Annotated in this window: 12 protein-coding genes; 8 read left to right on the forward strand and 4 right to left on the reverse strand. The window is 57.7% G+C overall.

Going from position 1 to position 17,656, the window contains the following annotated elements:
• The first annotated feature begins 29 nt into the window (after positions 1-29).
• Positions 30-1,241: an ATP-grasp domain-containing protein gene (locus FBR45_RS22590; protein ID WP_138506583.1), complete on the forward strand. Its 1,212-nt coding sequence runs from the start codon at positions 30-32 to the stop codon at positions 1,239-1,241.
• 12 nt (positions 1,242-1,253) lie between these two features.
• Here the strand turns inward: FBR45_RS22590 and FBR45_RS22595 are convergent, their stop codons facing one another.
• Both FBR45_RS22595 and FBR45_RS22600 read right to left on the reverse strand, forming a co-directional pair.
• Complete coding sequence (locus tag FBR45_RS22595; protein ID WP_138506585.1) at positions 1,254-1,646, reverse strand: VOC family protein; 393 nt, start codon at positions 1,644-1,646, stop codon at positions 1,254-1,256.
• A gap of 55 nt (positions 1,647-1,701) precedes the next feature.
• Positions 1,702-3,060, reverse strand: a complete 1,359-nt coding sequence (locus FBR45_RS22600; protein ID WP_138506587.1) for a neutral/alkaline non-lysosomal ceramidase N-terminal domain-containing protein — start codon at positions 3,058-3,060, stop codon at positions 1,702-1,704.
• Positions 3,061-3,541: 481 nt separating this feature from the next.
• On the opposite strand from FBR45_RS22600, the gene FBR45_RS22605 reads away from it, so the two are divergent.
• Both FBR45_RS22605 and thrA read left to right on the forward strand, forming a co-directional pair.
• Positions 3,542-4,843, forward strand: a complete 1,302-nt coding sequence (locus tag FBR45_RS22605; RefSeq protein WP_138506589.1) for an MFS transporter — start codon at positions 3,542-3,544, stop codon at positions 4,841-4,843.
• 196 nt (positions 4,844-5,039) lie between these two features.
• A complete protein-coding gene (gene thrA, locus FBR45_RS22610; RefSeq protein ID WP_138506591.1) occupies positions 5,040-7,496 on the forward strand; it encodes a bifunctional aspartate kinase/homoserine dehydrogenase I in 2,457 nt (818 codons plus the stop codon).
• A 6-nt stretch (positions 7,497-7,502) separates the two neighbouring features.
• Here the strand turns inward: thrA and FBR45_RS22615 are convergent, their stop codons facing one another.
• Entirely contained in the window at positions 7,503-8,372 is an 870-nt protein-coding gene (locus tag FBR45_RS22615; protein WP_138506593.1) for a hypothetical protein, read from the reverse strand.
• Positions 8,373-8,468: 96 nt separating this feature from the next.
• Here FBR45_RS22615 and FBR45_RS22620 point away from each other — a divergent pair, with 96 nt between their 5' ends.
• Complete coding sequence (locus FBR45_RS22620) at positions 8,469-10,055, forward strand: McrB family protein (protein WP_138506595.1); 1,587 nt, start codon at positions 8,469-8,471, stop codon at positions 10,053-10,055.
• Positions 10,056-10,193: 138 nt separating this feature from the next.
• A complete protein-coding gene (locus FBR45_RS22625) occupies positions 10,194-11,225 on the forward strand; it encodes a galactitol-1-phosphate 5-dehydrogenase (protein WP_138506597.1) in 1,032 nt (343 codons plus the stop codon).
• A 45-nt stretch (positions 11,226-11,270) separates the two neighbouring features.
• Here the strand turns inward: FBR45_RS22625 and FBR45_RS22630 are convergent, their stop codons facing one another.
• A complete protein-coding gene (locus tag FBR45_RS22630; protein WP_171044943.1) occupies positions 11,271-11,738 on the reverse strand; it encodes an energy transducer TonB in 468 nt (155 codons plus the stop codon).
• Positions 11,739-12,116: 378 nt separating this feature from the next.
• Between FBR45_RS22630 and FBR45_RS22635 the strand changes: the two genes are divergently transcribed.
• The 3 genes from FBR45_RS22635 to FBR45_RS22645 all read left to right on the forward strand — a co-directional run bounded on the left by FBR45_RS22635 (position 12,117) and on the right by FBR45_RS22645 (position 17,653).
• Positions 12,117-13,190, forward strand: a complete 1,074-nt coding sequence (locus FBR45_RS22635) for an acyloxyacyl hydrolase (RefSeq protein WP_138506601.1) — start codon at positions 12,117-12,119, stop codon at positions 13,188-13,190.
• Between the two features lie 137 nt (positions 13,191-13,327).
• On the forward strand, positions 13,328-14,407 hold the full coding sequence (locus FBR45_RS22640) for a Gfo/Idh/MocA family protein (RefSeq protein WP_138506603.1): 1,080 nt from the start codon (positions 13,328-13,330) through the stop codon (positions 14,405-14,407).
• Positions 14,408-15,091: 684 nt separating this feature from the next.
• On the forward strand, positions 15,092-17,653 hold the full coding sequence (locus tag FBR45_RS22645; protein WP_171044944.1) for an RICIN domain-containing protein: 2,562 nt from the start codon (positions 15,092-15,094) through the stop codon (positions 17,651-17,653).
• The last annotated feature ends 3 nt before the right edge of the window (positions 17,654-17,656 follow it).

Raw genomic sequence — 17,656 nt, forward strand, 5'->3', positions numbered from 1 at the left:
CCTGCTTAGACCTTTAAATCAACGACGCCATGAGTCAGCTATCGTTTCTTTGCATTGCTACGTACTTCAAAGGACAGGAGTTTATGCGGGCCTGCAAGGAGCTGGGCAATACCGTTTATCTGCTCACCGACCAGAAACTTGAACACGATGCCTGGCCCCGTGAGGCCATCGACGAGTTCTTTTTTCTGCCCTCACCAAGTAACGCTACGGCCGATCTGGACAATATGCTGATGGGGCTGGCCCATACGATGCGGTCGCGCCGGATCGACCGGGTCGTAGCACTGGACGATTTCGACGTCGAGAAAGCCGCGCTCATCCGGGAAACGTTTCGGATCGACGGGATGGGGCAGACAACGGCGCGCTACTTCCGCGATAAGCTGGCCATGCGGATGCGGGCGCAGGCGGCTGGTATCCGGGTGCCAGCCTTCAGTGCGATCTTTCATGATGAAACCGTTACGCAGTTTCTGCAAACGACCGAAGGCCCCTGGCTCATCAAGCCGCGCGCCGAAGCCTCGACCACCGGAATCCGGAAAGTGCACTCGCTGGACGAAGCCTGGCAGGTGATTCATACGCTGGGCAACAACCGGCACAACTACCTGATCGAGCAGTTCAGACCGGGCCGGGTATACCACGTCGATTCGCTGTCGGTAGAAGGGCGGGCCATGTTTAGCCGCGCCAGCCAGTACCTGGCTACGCCGATGGAGGTAGCGCACGGGGGCGGGGTATTTCGCACCATGACCCTGCCCAACGAGGCACCCGACACCCAGGCCCTGTACGACATTAATAATTTGGTGCTGGAAGCCTTCGGCATGCGCTACAGCGCGTCGCATTCGGAGTACATCCGGGGCGACCACGACGGCGAATTGTATTTTCTGGAAACGGCCAGCCGGGTAGGGGGCGCGCACATTGCCGAAATGGTAGAAGCGGCTTCGGGCGTGAACCTCTGGCGCGAGTGGGCCAAACTCGAAACGGCCATGGCTCGCCACGAGCATTATGTGCCGCCTGTCGATGAGCCCCGCCATGCGGGTCTGATCGTGTCGCTGGCCCGGCAGCAGTGGCCTGACCTGTCGGTTTTTGCCGATGAGGAAGTCTGGTGGCGCATCAACAAGGAATACCATGTCGGGCTCATTGTCCGTACCGAAGACCGATCGCGGATTCAGACCCTGCTCGATGAGTACATGCACCGTATTTACGCCGACTACCATGCATCGGCCCCGGTGCCCGATAAGCCAACGAGCTAGCTAAAGCAGCTGTCAGGCTGCTGGCTCGATCAGATCCCAGAGATTCCCGTACAGGTCCTCAAAAACGGCGACCGTGCCGTAGGGCATGGTGTCGGGCTGGCGAACAAACCTGACGCCCCGGGCCGTCATGGCATGGTAGTCGCGCCAGAAATCATCGGTATGCAGAAACAGGAAAACCCGGCCGCCGGTCTGGTTGCCGACGCGGCTCAGCTGCTCGTCGTTATCGGCTTTGGCCAGCAGCAGGGCACAGGAGCCATGGCCGGGCGGAGCCACCCGTACCCAGCGTTTGGTTTCGCTCAGGGGCGTATCTTCCAGTAAGACAAAGCTTAATTTTTCGGTATAAAACCGGATGGCGTCGTCGTAATCGGCAACCACGAGCGCCATATGGACAAGACGTTGATTCATACAGTTGTTTATCAGAGCGCCAGCAAGGGATTGGTGCGCTGACTAGTTGACTTCGTTAGTCAGCTTTTTCGATCAGCCCCGTCATCATTTCTTTAAAGTAGTCGCCGTTATACGGGCCAAACCAGTTCATGTCGCGGGTTTCGTAGGTCGTTCGGTTGTAATACCGGTCGGGTGTGACGTAGCCGATGTAGCCGCCGTTGAAGCTGGTAACGAGCAGGTTGAGGCCCTTCTGACTGGCCACGGGTTGTAGTTCTGCGGCCAGTTCGCCCGAGAAATCGCAGGGGGTGCTGACGAGTACGGTTTGTCCGATGCGCAGCGCTTTCAGGTCGGATGGGTAGTCGCCGTAGAGGGCGTAGAAGAGCCACGGCCGCACGCGCCAGTTGCCGATGATGCGGGGGTGGGGTTCGCGCAAACCGAGTGGGAGCGTCAGCAGCGCCAGCGTCGAGTCAGAGCGGGACTGGATGGCAGAAACGGTACGCTCGATGCGCAGCGCCAGATCGCCGGCATAATTACGAATCTCCTGAAAATCGGTGGTGCCGCGTGCCTGCGGACCGGTGCTGCCGACCGGCCCGGCCAGGAACAGGGCAAACGTGGCTGCCTTCTTCTCCAGCCGGTCGACCAGCGAGCCCGGATAGTCGCGGCTGAGGTAATCGCCATTGTCGCCGTTGAAGAGGGTCGCGTGGCCCGCAAAGGAACACAGCAGGGCCGAGGTGCCGTCGGCTTTTTGCAGCTTCAGCAGTCGGATGGCCCCATCGAGCGGACCCGTTGGCCCCGAGAAACCGATGCGGTTGTAGATATGGTCGGTAGCGTCGGTCTGGCCGTAGCCGATCTGTACGGGCGCCAGACTGGCCTGCGCCTGTCGAATGGCGGTAAGAACACCGTCGGTGATTCGGCTGACCAGCTGTTCGTCATACCCCCCGGCAATCAACTGACCGACCAGTCCCGGCGCCCAGCCGCCCACGCTGTTGTGGGAGTGTATAGCCCCTGTATAGATATTTTCCCAGCGTAGCCCGACCTCGGGTAAGCGTTTTTTGAGCTGCTCCACTACCGTAGGGGGCGTAATGAGCAGATCCAGCGCTACAACGGCCACGCGCGTGCTGCCGTTATCGAGAACGATGGCGCGGGCGTAAATCGAGTCGCTCACCACCCGCCAGTGACGGCCGCGCCGTTCGCCGTAGCCGCCGGTGGGGGTAGTATAGGGTGGGGTAATGTTGGCTTTGGCCCAGCCCGCCCGGATCGCGGCCTTCGCCGGGGCGGGTGCAGGGAGCTGAGCCAGCCGCTGCCGGGTCTGCGTATAGTAGGGCATCTGCCGGTAAGGCGTATCATCGACCGGAACCAGGCCAATGGCCAGTATAAACACCACGAGCAGAACCAGACCCAGAATGATTCGCAGAATAATACGCACAACCCGCATAGAAGCCTTCAAATAATGAAACCGGGACGCAAGCAACAAAAAAACTGCCGAACCCGAAAACATAAAAAAGGCACCAGGGATACCCCGATGCCTTTCAATACGCTGCCGGTTACCCGGCTCCTCAAACTAACTTCCCTATTACGTTAGTCTCATCTACCGAAAACGGGTCTGGCTACGGCCAAAAACCAGCTTTCGGTTATTACCAGGGCGTGTGTAACTACACCTGAATTTGCTGGATGAAGATCAGCCAGCTTATGACTGCATCTGTACATACGCCTGGGTTTGTACTTCGGATTTTCTAGGGGGGAAAAAATTTAAAAAATATACACCGGCGGGTAAGTAGCAAGTCTGGTATTATCTGAATGACTTATGTAATTTTTAGATAAATATGGGGGAATACAGCTAGGTTTCAAATCAATTATCCTACTCAATTAGTAGTGTATGGCGTTGGCTGTTTTTACCGGTAGTCGACTGCCTGATTATGCTGAAAAACCGTCGACTCCTGCTCATTTTTGCGATCGTTTTTGTTGATGTCGTTGCCGCCAACGGTCTGGGTGCGCTGGTTACCAAATACGTAGTGGCCCTGCCCCTGAAGCCCATGATGCTGACGGGCGGAACCGCGCTAATGCTGGGTATTCAGCTGGCGCTGTCGCCGGCTATTGGTCACTGGTCCGATAAGGCCGGTCGGCGGCCGGTGGCGATTGCGGTTACGATCACGTCGCTGATTTCGACCCTGTTTCTGTGGCCCCTGAAATCCTGGGGGTATATCGTAAACCGATCCATGAAAGGCGGTACGAACGGTTTGTACGCCGTCATGCGGTCGGCGGTGGCCGATATTGCACCGAAAGAGAAACTGCTGAACTGGTCGGGGGTACTGAGTTTCATGGTTGGGGCCGGCTCGGCCGTAGGCGGCATGGTAACGGCTATTTTGCTGTATCTGTCGCCCGAGGCCCGCATCGATGCCATGCCAACCGTTATCGTACTGACTGCGCTGGGGGTACTGAATATTGGGCTGGTCCTCTGTTTCAAAGAAACCAACGACGAGGCTGGACAGGAGAAGCCTGATTACAAAGCCATTGTTGCCAAAGCGCTCAATGCGCTGAAAGTCATCACGCTCTGGCGTCAGCTCGACGAGTCGGAGAAACAGGTGCCGGGTATCAAGCCGCTCTTCATCCTGAACATGCTGGCTACCCTCGGCTTCGGCTATTACGCGTTCTTTCTGGCTTTTCTGACCCAGAGTGATCTAAACATGGGGCCGCTCGACACGGCCTATTTCTTTACGTATTTTGGTCTGTTGGCGTTTATCTCCAACTACATTTTCTTCGAATACATCGTCCACCGCATCAATAAGCGCAAAGCCATTTTTTTCATCGTAGGCACCAGCATTCTGCTACAGATTGGTTACATGTTCTCCGAGTCGTCGGTAACGTTGCTGTACATCATTGCCGGTATCGATGCCGTAGTAGTATCGCTCATTGGCGGTCTGATCGGGGCCATGCTCTCGGTAGTAACCAAAGAAGGGGGCGGACAGGGCGAGGTGTTTGGTAATATTCAGGCCCTGGGCGGAGTGGCCAGTTTCGTGACGGCGCTGGTCAATAGCCTGTTGTCGGGCGTAAGTATGATCGCTCCGTTCATCTTTTGCGCGCTGAGTTCGCTGGTCGTGCTCTGGTGGACGATGCGCCTGCCCGACGATGCCCGAAAATACACCGACCGGATCGAAGCCGACCAGCCCACCGACGAAGCCGACGAGCAGCCCCAGGCCATGCAGTCCGCCCGCGCCTGACCCGACGAGCAACAAGCCCGGTCTGTTTTCGTAATAGGCCGGGTTTTTGCATGTACACGGCTGGGCAACCCGCCCACCCGGAGTTTTGCTTATATTTGCTCCCCCAATTACCCTCATCAACGGCTTCCAGAAATTAGTGAGCAGCGATACCCAGAATCGCTCAGTCGCTCAATCACTTAATCGCTCATTGTAAAAAATGCAGGTTCTCAAGTTCGGCGGTACGTCGGTTGGCTCGGTCGAGAGCATCAAACAGGTTCTTCAGATTATCGAACAGCATCGCCAGCAGGGCAATTCGATTGCGGTTGTCTTCTCGGCTATGGGGGGGGTTACCAACCAGCTTATTGAGATTGGCCGGATGGCTACCACCGGCAATACGGATTACATGGAGCTGGTTCGGCGCATCGAAGACCGGCATTTCAATGTAGTGAAAGCGCTGATTCCGGTTAAGGAACAGGGAAAGGTATTTGCGCATGTGCGTGGCATCATCAATGAGCTGGAAGACCTGTTGCGGGGTGTTTCGCTGATTCGGGAGCTGACCCTCCGGACGCACGACCTGATCACGAGTTTTGGCGAGCGCCTGTCGACCACCGTCATTGCCGAAGCACTAAAAAGTCGCGGGGTACCGGCTCAGTTTCTGGACGCCCGTACCATCATCAAAACCGACGCGCAGTTTGGCCAGGCCGAAGTAAACTACACGCTGACCAACCAGCTTATTCAGGATCACTTCGCCAAAACCACCGATATTCAGCTGGTTACCGGCTTTATCGGGTCGACGGAGAAAAACGAAACCACCACGCTGGGCCGGGGTGGGTCTGACTATACGGCCAGCATTATCGGAGCCGCGCTGAACGCCACCCTCATCGACATCTGGACCGACGTTGATGGTATGATGACCGCCGACCCGCGCAAGGTGCCAAACGCGTTCAACATACCCACCATCACCTACGCCGAGGCCATGGAGCTGAGCCATTTCGGAGCCAAGGTGATTTATCCGCCCAGCCTGCAGCCGGCCTTTGCACGCAATATCCCGATTCGGGTGCTCAACACCTTCAATCCGGCGCACGAAGGCACGGTGGTTAGTCGCACGGCCGAACGGCGTCAGTACACCATCACGGGTATTTCGAGCATCGATGACATTGCGCTGGTGAATGTACAGGGCTCGGGCATGATTGGGGTGGCGGGTGTATCGGCTAAGCTGTTCGGTATTCTGGCCACCCACAAGATCAGTGTCATTCTGATTTCGCAGGCCTCGTCGGAACACTCGATCTGCTTCGCCATCGACCCGCGCGGAGCCGAGCAGGTGAAACAGATTCTGGACACTGAATTTGCTACTGAAATTGCGCACGGGCATATCGACAGCATTGCTATCGAGCGCGACCTGTCGGTCATTGCCACGGTGGGCGAAGGGATGCGGAAGTCGTCGGGTATTGCGGGCAAGCTTTTTTCGGTGCTGGGTAAAAACGGGGTCAACATTGTGGCCGTAGCGCAGGGGTCGTCGGAGATCAATATCTCGGTCGTGATCAACAGGAACAACCTGTCCAAAGCCCTCAACGCCCTGCATAACATCTTCTTCCAGTCCGAAGCCCGCATGTTGAACCTGTTCATGGTCGGTACGGGCCTGATCGGGAAAGCGCTGCTGAACCAGATTCACGCGCAGACCGATTACCTACGGCAGGAAAAGCTGCTCAAAATCTGCGTCGTTGGCGTGGCCAATACCAAAAAGATGCTGCTCGATGCCAAAGGACTCGAGCTCGACGAGTGGCATGAACGGCAGCTTACCAACGGCGTGACGACTTCGCTGCCCGCCTTCATTGAAAAGATAAAAGATTACAACCTGCCCAACTCAGTCTTCATCGACTGCACCTCAGACAAAGACATTGTTCAGCACTACGAATCGCTGCTCGATGCCAACATATCGGTCGTAACGCCCAACAAGGTAGCCAACTCGGGGCCGTATAGCGAATACCGACGGCTCCAGCGCACTGCCCTGAACCGGGGCGTAAAATTCCTCTACGAAACCAATGTTGGCGCCGGCCTGCCCATCATCAATACCGTTCAGGGGCTGATGACGGCCGGTGACCGGTTTCTGAAAATCGAAGCCATTCTGTCGGGGACGCTGTCGTTCATTTTCAACACCTTCCGGCCCGGGTTGTCGTTTGCCGATGTGGTGCGCGAAGCCAAAGAGAAAGGCTATACCGAACCCGATCCCCGCGACGATCTGAGTGGGCAGGACGTAGCCCGGAAGATCCTGATTCTGGCTCGGGAGGCTGGTTTCCCGCTGGAGCCCGACGACGTTACCGTCAACAACCTGCTGCCGAAAGCCTGTCTGGATGCGCCTACCATTCCGGCCTTCTTCGAGGAGCTGGAGCGCAACAACGACTATTTCGAAAACCTGCTGACCCAGGCCGAAGCGCGGGGTGAGAAACTGCGGTTCGTGGCGGCTTTCGAGAATAACAAAGCAGTTATCGAACTGCGGTCGGTTGGCCCCGAACATCCGTTCTATCAGCTGACCGGTGCCGACAATATCGTGTCGTTCACGACCGAGCGCTACAAAGAGCGGCCGCTGGTCGTAAAAGGCCCCGGTGCCGGAGCCGAAGTAACCGCTGCGGGCGTCTTCGCCGACGTGGTCAGTATCGGGAGTTATTTGGCCTGAAACTGTTCACTCGCAGACGTAGGTGTAGGCCTGTCGGTTTTTTCGGGTGATCGGGTTCGGGTTACTGGCCTGGTACAGCAGTGACGTTTGTTCCTGCGACAGGAGCTTGCCCGCGCTATCGTAGGTGGGTGAGCTGGTAGCCGATTCGCGCAGGCTACCCCGAACCCCGTTGGTCAGGCCATATAGCTTGTACCCAGCCGGTGTCTTTATATGCCAGAACCGACCCGGTGCCGATTCGGCCCCCAGGGTCATGGCGATGAGCGTCAGAACCGCCCGTTCGGGGAGGTGATTGTAAGGCGACGCATTCGGGCCGGTCGTATACTCTGTTTCCTGCTCGGGCGTGGCCCCGCCAACTAGTGTAGAGCGGTTGCGTTCCGTAATCAGGTTGCCGGTCTGGTCGTAGGTGAAGGTGTAACTTCGTTCGAGGGTGAGTGAGCTATTGGGCAACACCTGCCGACGCTCGGTAATACTCGCCATCATACCTGCTCCCGTATACGTCATCTCGAAGGTTGAATAGGACACCCCATTGCGGCTGAACGTAGCGCTGAGTGGTTGCGTGGCCGTTGCTGCATAAGTCAGCGCCAGTACGTCGTTGGTACCCCGGCTGATGCGTTCAATCCGGCTGTTGACCCGTTCCAGCAGAAAACGGCCCTGTACGGTGGTCGACTGTTCGGTTAGTTCGGTCAGCGTGCCGTTGGTATAGGCAAACGTGCGCGACACCAGGTCGGTCAGGGTGCCGTTGCTTTCCATGAGCTGGTCGAGGGTGCTGGTCAGGCGGCAGGTTTCGGGCTGGGGAGAAGGGTCTTTTTTACAGGCCGAAAGCCCGATGAGTAAACCGAGCAGGCAAACCAGGGTTTGTATAGATGTAAGGGTCATTTTTCGTTGGAATAGCGTAGGTAAAAGTACATTGAACGCATAGGTTAATCAATATTGACACGTTGAAAAGTCGTAGTTTCGCAATTCTGACTACATATGATCGCCGAAACCCAACAGCAAGCCCTTATTGACCGTATCCGCGACATCGGGCATCCCGAAGCCGTTCGTCGGTTCTTTGGCTTGCTGAAGGACCTGATCGATATTGTCAACCTGCCCAATGGCGATGCGCGACTGGCTTTTTCGGTTCGGCGCGAGAAGGCGGCTATCTCGGCCGACGTTAACTTTTTTCAGGCACTGCGTATCCAGAAACCCCGTCGGGGCGAAGTAGAATACCACCTGACCGTTAAAAAGTCGTGTCGCGACCGGCTCAAGCGCATCGAAGAGCTGGTATTTGAGCCGCTGACCGAGAAGTCGGACTACCTGGCCGTAATTATCGGACAGGCCAACGTACACCTGATTACTAACCCGACGCTGCGGACCTGCTGGGAAGACTGCCTGCTCGAACTGGTAGAAACCAGCAAACGAGGGCCGCACGCCGTTCGGCACAATCCCGACATCTACATCGCGGCCGAAGACGAAGCCCAGCTCAGCGACCTGCTCCGACTGGCCGACGACCCGACCCTGGGCGAACGGATACTGAATGGACAGACGGTCGAAGAGCCGGAACCGGTCTATGAACCAGACGATCAGCGCAGCCGCCAACCCCATAACCTGATTCTGTTCGGTCCGCCCGGCACCGGCAAAACGTTTGCCCTGCAACCGTATCTGGAGCGGGGGGCGTCGAGCCTGATCACCTTTCATCCATCGTACAGCTACGAAGAGTTCATCGAAGGCATCCGGCCCGAAATTGTTGGCTCCCAGATCAGCTACCGGATTCGAAAAGGTATTTTTTACAAAGCCTGTCTGTCGGCTATTCAGCAGGCAGGCTACGCTACGCTAGCCGATTGCCTGAACGATACGCCCGACAGCCGCCGGCAGCGCCTGCAACGGGCACCGGCCCATTATCTGCTCATCGACGAGGTGAACCGGGCTAACGTAGCCAGCGTATTCGGGGATCTGATCACGCTGCTCGAGACCGACAAGCGACTCGGCGCGGAGCAGGAACTGTGGCTTACGCTGCCCTATTCGCAGGAGCGGTTTGGCGTACCGCTCAATCTGTACATCATTGGCACCATGAACACCACCGACCGGTCCATTGCGCTGCTCGACATAGCGCTGCGCCGTCGGTTTGCTTTCCGGGAGATGCTGCCCGATCCGGCCGTACTGTCGGTCGTGGATGGGGTTGATCTGGCGCAGCTGCTGCGCCAGATCAACGAACGAATCGAATACCTGCTCGATCGTGACCACCAGATCGGACACGCCTATCTGACCGGTGTTGACACGCTGGCTGGCTTATGTAGTGCGTTCCGCGACCGGATCATACCGCTGTTGCAGGAATACTTTTTCAGCGACTGGGCTAAAATCCAGCTCGTTCTGGGCGACAATGCGGCCTGGGGTAAAGAGCCTGAACACCGGTTGGTCTGGGTCAGGAAAAAATATACCAATGCCAGCGCCGGTAAACTGTTCGGCGAAACCCCCGATACGATGGACGATGTTATCACTTACGAAATCAACCCGAATCTGGCCAGCGGTTCGTTTGATCAGATACCGGCTGAGGCCTTCGTGAAGATTTATCAGAAATAAAGCAGCGGCTGTACGGTTCGGGAAAACAATACCTGCGGATTCCAAAACCGTCGTCGGCAGGTTGCTACAAAAACATCCAGATGGGGAGACGTAAGGGCCGGTCTGCCTGCGGTTGCGTCTCGGTAAACAAAGACAACTATGCGCGCGCTCGTTCTCACAGAATACAATCAGTTTGAGCTACAGGATGTAGCTAAACCAACACCCGGTGCCAACGAAGTACTTGTTCGGGTACAGGCCGTCGGTATCTGCGGGTCTGATGTACACGGTATGGATGGCAGCAGCGGCCGCCGGATTCCGCCCATTGTGATGGGCCACGAAGCCAGCGGCATCATTGCCGACGTGGGCGCCGATGTACGCGGCTGGGCCACCGGCGACCGCGTTACCTTCGACTCGACCGTATATGCCCTCGACGACTGGTACAGCCGACGTGGCATGTATAACCTCAGCGATGGCCGCGAAGTGGTAGGCGTGTCGACGCCCGAGTTTAAGCGACAGGGTGCCTTTGCGGAATACGTGACGGTACCGCAGCATATTCTGTACGCCATTCCTGAAAACGTTACCTTCACCCAGGCCGCGCTGGTTGAGCCGGTAGCCGTCGCGCTCCATGCGCTGAGCCTGACACCCGTTCAGGTGAACGACTCGGCGGTGGTGGTGGGCGCTGGCATGATCGGGCTGTTCGTCATTCAGGCGCTCCGGCTGGCGGGCTGTGGGGCCATCATAGCCATCGATCTGGACGACGACCGGCTGGCGCTGGCCAGGTCACTCGGGGCTACGCATACCATAAACGCCAGATCGGCCGATGTACCCCAGCAGGTACAGGCGCTGACGAACGGGCGCGGGGCCGATGTGTCGTTTGAAGTGGTCGGGGCGGGCCCAACCGTAAAAACGGCGATCGACTGCGTTCGCAAAGGCGCTACGGTTACGCTTGTCGGTAACCTGGCTCCCACGGTCGAGATTCCTCTGCAGGCCGTTGTGACGCGCCAGCTGCGGCTTCAGGGTTCCTGCGCCATCAATGGCGAGTACGAAGCCTCACTTTCGCTGATTTCGTCGGGGCGTATCAACGTCGACGCTATCCTGAGCGCCGAAGTACCGCTCGAGGAAGGAGCCGACTGGTTCCGGCGACTATATGCCAAGGAGAAAGGACTGATCAAGGTCGTACTAAAGCCCTAGTTGCCGGGAGCCGATGAGGTAGTGCCGATCGGATCGTTTCGTCCGTCATTGAGCCCGAAAGGTAACCGGGAGTACGTATACACTGGACACCGCTATTCCTGATCGGTGGGCCGGATACCAGCGGGGCATCTGCGCTACGGCTTTAAGAGCGGCACTGTCCAGCAGGGAGCCGCGCGATTTCACGACCTTGAGGTCAGTCAGATGGCCCATGGAGGTTACCCGAAACCGGACATGGACCGTTCCTTCGATACCCGCCTGCTGGGCCTGGTGCGGATAAAACGCCGGATTCTGGAAGTAGGCTTCCAGGGCCTGATGCCCGCCCGGAAAAAACGGTTCGTTGGTTACAGGCACGAACTCGTCGGTCGATTGTGTATACGTTACAGACTCTGGCGCAGGAGCAATGACGCCTGTTACGTTGTCGGCAGCAGCCGATAGCACCGGATCAGGCAGCTGGGCGGTAGCTACTGAGGTGAAGAGGCTTAGGCAGCCAGCGAGCAAAGAGATGGTTTTCATGGCGAAGTAGTGGTTAAGAGGAAAAACACGAAAGATGCTGTTCATTTAACCCGTAAACGGGCTGAGCGTAAGGCGAAACAACGAACGGATGCGAGGAGCGTTAGCCGGGTTGAACCAGATTTGGCTTCCCATTCTGCGTGGATCAAAGGTCGCCTGAATCCGTTCGTGAACCTGTCGCACATGAGTCAATCACTATTACTTTTGGGAATCTTCCTGGTGCTTTCACCACCATCAGTGTAAGGGGGCGGGTTTCTTTGTGCGGCAACAGATTGCTGCCGTCAGGTGATTGCCTTTACTTTGACCTGAAACACCGCCCGCAGGCCAGTCAGTCAGATGGCGGCCCGGTAGGTGCCTGTAATGTCGAGTTACTGACAGCCTATGAACGCTCTGCTGTTACTAAGCCACCTCCTGGTTAGCTCACCCGCCGATTCGGTGCAGAAACAGATCGGCATTCAGTTGCATACCGGATTTATTATTCCCCATGCGCCTGATCTGCGGCCTATCGCTCAAACGCGACCAGTCGGGGTTGAGATAACCTACAGCCGAACGGCCCTGCAACGAGCGGCCTTTGAGCGCTGTAATTGTTTTGCCCGGGTGGGAGCCTATGTCAACTACGTTACGTTCAGCAATCCGGCCGAGCTGGGGCGAACCTACGGCGCCGGTGCTTTTTTCGAGCCGTTGATCCGGTACGGGAAGCCGCTTTCTTTTTCCGTACGGGCTACGGCAGGCCTGGCCTGGTTAACGCGCTACTACGACGCCGACCGCAATCCCCGCAACACGTTCTTCGGTGCCCCGCTCAATGGCCTGCTGGCTCTGTCGGCCAGTGCGTACAGACGGCTGGGGCCGCAGGTAGCGTTGTCCGTAACAGCTGGCTATAACCATATATCCAACGGCGGAACCCGGCAACCCAACCGGGGAATGAATTTCCCTACGCTGGCCATTGGGATGCTATATACCCCGCAGCCGCTCCCGTACCCCGACGTGCGCCAGTGGAGTCGGCCGATACTGACCAGCCGGTTTGCCGGGCGGCTAACCCCCTTTGCCTCGGTCCGCACGCTGCCGCAAACCACCCGTTTTCCGGAACAGGCTACCTGGCTCTGGGGGCTGACCAGTACGGCTGGCTACCGGCTCAGCCGCTTCAACGCGCTGTCGGGTGGGGTAGAAGTGGTTCACGACGGGTACGTGCGTCAGCAGGCCCGCCGGGCGGGTGATCGACCGGAGGGCTGGCAGCTGGCCGTGCTGGGCGGGTACGAACTCTGGCTGGGGCAGTATACATTCGCTACCCATCTCGGCTGGAACCTGGTACAACCCACTACTATACCCGACGGGCGGGTGTTTCAGCGGTATCAGCTGCTTTATACCCTGCAAAATCGGTATCTGCTGGGGGTTGGCCTCAAGGCGAAACTGAACGTGGCCGAGGGCTTCGACATCCGACTCGGGCTTCGCTTCTGACCCGGTTTTGGCCGGAGCGAGCGGTTGGTACGACCGTGTTTAGCCTGAAAAACGGGGCTGGTGGGTCGTTTGTTGCCTGGTTTTGAGTAGATGACCCGATACCGTCTCGTTTCATGGTCATACGTATTCATAAGTCTATGCCCAATCCGCTTCGCATTGCCATTATTGGCCCGGGTAAAGTTGCCCATCTGCACGCTAAAGCTGTGTTGCAAACGCCCGATACGACATTATGCGCCATCTACGGCCGCACCCCTGCCAAAACCCGTGCCTTCGCCGACCACTACGGCATACCGGGCTATTCGGATATCTATGACATGGTCGACCGAGAAAATATCGATCTCTGTCTGGTCTGTACGCCCCACCCGGCCCACCGCGACCCTACCGTAGCTGCGCTCGATGCGGGGGCGCATGTACTGGTTGAGAAACCCCTGGCTTCGTCGCTGGCCGATAGTGATGCCATGCTCGAAGCCGCCCGGCGCAACGGGAAGCAGTTGGGTGTAATCAGCCAGCGTCGGTTCTACGCGCCCTGCCAGCGGATTCGGCAGGCGATTGACGCCGGCCAGATTGGCACCCCCGCCCTGGGGGTAGTGCAGATGTACGGCTGGCGCGATGAGGCCTATTACCGCAGCGACCCCTGGCGCGGCACCTGGGCCGGAGAGGGCGGGGGCGTGCTGGTCAACCAGGCTCCGCACCAGCTCGATCTGCTCTTGTGGTACATGGGCGAGGTAGAATCGGTTTACGGGGTCTGGCGTAACATCAACCACCCGTATATCGAAGTCGACGATACGGCGCTGGCTATTGTACAGTTCAAAAATGGCGGGCTGGGCAACATCGTGGTCAGCAATAGCCAGCAGCCGGGTCTGTACGGCAAAGTCCATATTCACGGCCAGAATGGCGCGTCGGTAGGGGTGCAGACTGATGGTGGGGCCATGTTCATTGCCGGTCGGTCGAGTATTGCCGAACCACCCGTCAATGATACCTGGACCATTCCGGGGCAGGAAACGCAGCTGGCGCAGTTCGTAACCGACGACACCGCTTTTTTTAATCAGGTCGATGCCACGTCATACTACTTCGGGCTACAAATCGCCGACTTCCGCGACGCGATCAATGAAAACAGGGCACCCCTGGTGACGGGCGAAGACGGCCGTAAGGTGGTCGCGCTTTTCCAGGCTATCTACGAATCGACCCGAACCGGGCAGGTTGTAAAAATGGGGTAATAACGGTAATATAGAACGAAGCCGACTAGCCCATGAATAGGAGCTGGTCGGCTTCGTTCGTTGGATACTGCCCATACAATACCAGCCCTTCGACTCGCCCAGCTTGGGCAAGTACGAAATTCGCTATCTGACCGAAGACCCGACGGCAATGTTCGGGGAAACAATGGCCAGAATAGGCTCTTCAATATCCCCTCCCCCCAATACTCTCAAGACGGGTTTGTCGACCTGGCCTGCGCTTACTTCAAGTCCATTTCAATCGCTTGCCACTGCCCGCTAGGAAAGCCAACGGCAGTACCCATTCCCTTCGTTTAGCGTAGACTTACGCCTTGTACAAAACGATCTCCATCTGTCGGGGCGAAGTTTCGCCGAGTTCAGCGTCTTGTTGACCGATGATTTGTTCATGCCACCAGCGACGGGCATAGCACCGCTCGGGAAAGTTACCCGGTTGACGATGCCCGGCGAAAGATGACGGGCCAGGCTTTTTCTGGTCTACACAACAAGCGGATTATTAGTCTAGAAGGCCTGTTTGGTATTCTGACCTGTATCCTTGACACATCCAATAAATCGTTCGTCCGTCCTCTAACCAAAACTCAAAACGTCAGGTTTATGAACATTTTCTTTACCCGTTCTGGCAGATACCGTTTTTGCCTTGGCACCCTGTGTTGGCTAGTGAGCCACATTAACGTGTTTAGCTTATCCCTAACGACGAGTTACAACAGGATCAGCGAGACCGCAAAAAGTAGTAAGCGCGATGAACCCGCGCGGGTTTCGACTAATCCGCCCGTTGCCAGCCTGTCCGGAACCAGCTCTGTTTCGGCCATCGATCCTGCCAAGTGCTACCGGCTGGTCTCGCGGCTCAGCGGCAAGGTCATCGGCATCGATGCCAACGGCCAGGCCGATGGCACCCCCCTGCGTCAGCGCACCGATGCCAATCTGCTGGCCCAGGGCTGGCGCTTCACCCCCGAGGGTAACTACTACAACATCTCGGTGCTGCACACCCAGAAAGGGCTGCAGGTAGCCAACGCATCGGTGGCCGATGATGCGTTGGTGGAGCAGTGGACGTACTGGGGCGGGTACCATCAGCAGTGGCTGGTAGAGCGCAACGGGGAGGGTTTTTACAGCATCCGCAACCGCAACTCGACCAAGGCCCTGACGGTGCGGGATGCGAGTGTGGCCGAGGGGGCGCTGATCAGCCAGCAGCCGCTGGGCCCGGGGCAGCATCAGCAGTGGCGCGTCGAGGAGAGAAGCTGCACCACCACCCCCCTGCCTACCACCAATCGGGCACCCATAGCCGTGGCCACCGCGACTTCGCTAACGGGTACGTCGCCCCTGAGTGTGACGTTTACCGGTAGTGCCTCCGCCGACCCCGATGGTGACCCCATTACCTATGAGTGGGACTTTGGCGATGGCAGCTCCTTTTCTGCCGAGGCTAATCCGGTGAAGGTATTTACGGCTAAACCCGGAAGACAAGGGGTTGGGCTGATTCTCAACTATACCGTTCGGCTTACCGTCATCGACAATAAGGGGCTGCGCAGCGCGGTTCAGACCCTGTATGTGTCCCTCGCCAACAATGCCCCAACGGTGCGCATCACCAACCCCGTCAATGGAACCAGCTACGCCCTCGACAACGTCACCAGTTACTCGTTGGCGGCTACGGTTACCGGAAACAGCCTGAAGTCCCAGATCTGGGAGGTGAAGCTGCGAAAAAATAACCGCGAGCAGCTGGTAACAATCGCGTCCGGTGCCAATCCGGTTATCAACATCTCGCCGGTGGGCTGCGAAGGGGAGGATGCCTACTACCTGATAACGGTGAAAGTGACCGACTTTAACGGGCTTTCGGGTCAGGATTCTGTCAGGATCAATCCCGATTGTAATTCGCCCAGGCTGTCGGTAACCAACCTGACGGCCACTCCCTTTACAAACGTCAGCACGATCCGGCTCAACTGGACCAACCCAGCCATATCCTTCGACGATGTGCTGGTGGTTGGTAAAGCCGGGTCGGGTATCGGCGAGATTCCCCTCGAACCGACCTATACGGCTAACGCCAGCTTTACGGGCAATGGCTCCGATTTTTACGGCGGCAAAGTGCTCTATCAGGGGACTGGCACGTCGGTAACGGTAACTGATCTGGCGGTAGGACAAACGTATTACTTCCGGGTATACACGCGCAAAGGCAGGGGCTGGACGGGTGGCGTAGCCGTCAGCGCGACCCCAGCATCGGGCAACCGACCTCCCGTGGCTGTAGCTACCGCGACCTCGCTAACAGGCACCTCACCTCTGAGCGTGACGTTTACCGGTAGTGCCTCCGCCGACCCCGACGGTGACCCCATTACCTACGAGTGGGACTTTGGTGATGGCAGCCCTTTTTCTACCGAGGCCAATCCGGTCAAAACATTTACCATTCGACCGGGGGCGCAGGGGGTACCCCAACTTAGCTACAGCGTTAGGCTGGTGGTAAGGGATAATCGAGGAGGTGTAGCTACCAGTCAGCTGTTGCTGGTTTCACTGCGCAATTCTGTTTCGGCTATCGATCCTGCCAAATGCTACCGGCTGGTCTCGCGGCTGAGTGGCAAGGTCATCGGCATCGATGCTAACGGCCAGGCCGATGGCACCCCCCTGCGCCAGCGCACCGATGCCAACCTGCTGGCCCAGGGCTGGCGCTTCACCCCCGAGGGCAACTACTACAACATCTCGGTGCTGCACACTCAGAAAGGGCTGCAGGTGGCCAACTCGTCGGTGGCCGATGATGCGCTGGTGGAGCAGTGGACGTACTGGGGCGGCTACCATCAGCAGTGGCTGGTGGAGCGCAACGGGGAGGGTTTTTACAGCATCCGCAACCGCAACTCGACCAAGGCTCTGACGGTGCGGGATGCGAGTGTGGCCGAGGGGGCGCTGATCAGCCAGCAGCCGCTGGGCCCGGGCCAGCATCAGCAGTGGCGCATCGAAGAGAGAGCCTGCCCGGCTGCGGGCAGAGTCGGTGCTGAAAAAACGGACATGGTGTTCAGCCTGTGGCCTAACCCCGCCCGTGATCACGTGCTTATTAACCTCTCGGCCGCTGGTGGCCAGTCTGTAAACATGCAACTGACTGATCTGCTCGGTCGCTCACTACAGCAGCAGCAGCTGGAGGTCGTTCCAGCAGAGCCGTACCGGGTCGATACAAGCCACCTGCCCGACGGTCTGTACCTGATCAGGCTTACGCCGGTTGGGCAACTGCCCGCTACGTTGCGGCTGCTGATTCAGCGGTAACCA

This window comes from Spirosoma lacussanchae (assembly GCF_005870035.1).
Classification (GTDB): domain Bacteria; phylum Bacteroidota; class Bacteroidia; order Cytophagales; family Spirosomataceae; genus Spirosoma; species Spirosoma lacussanchae.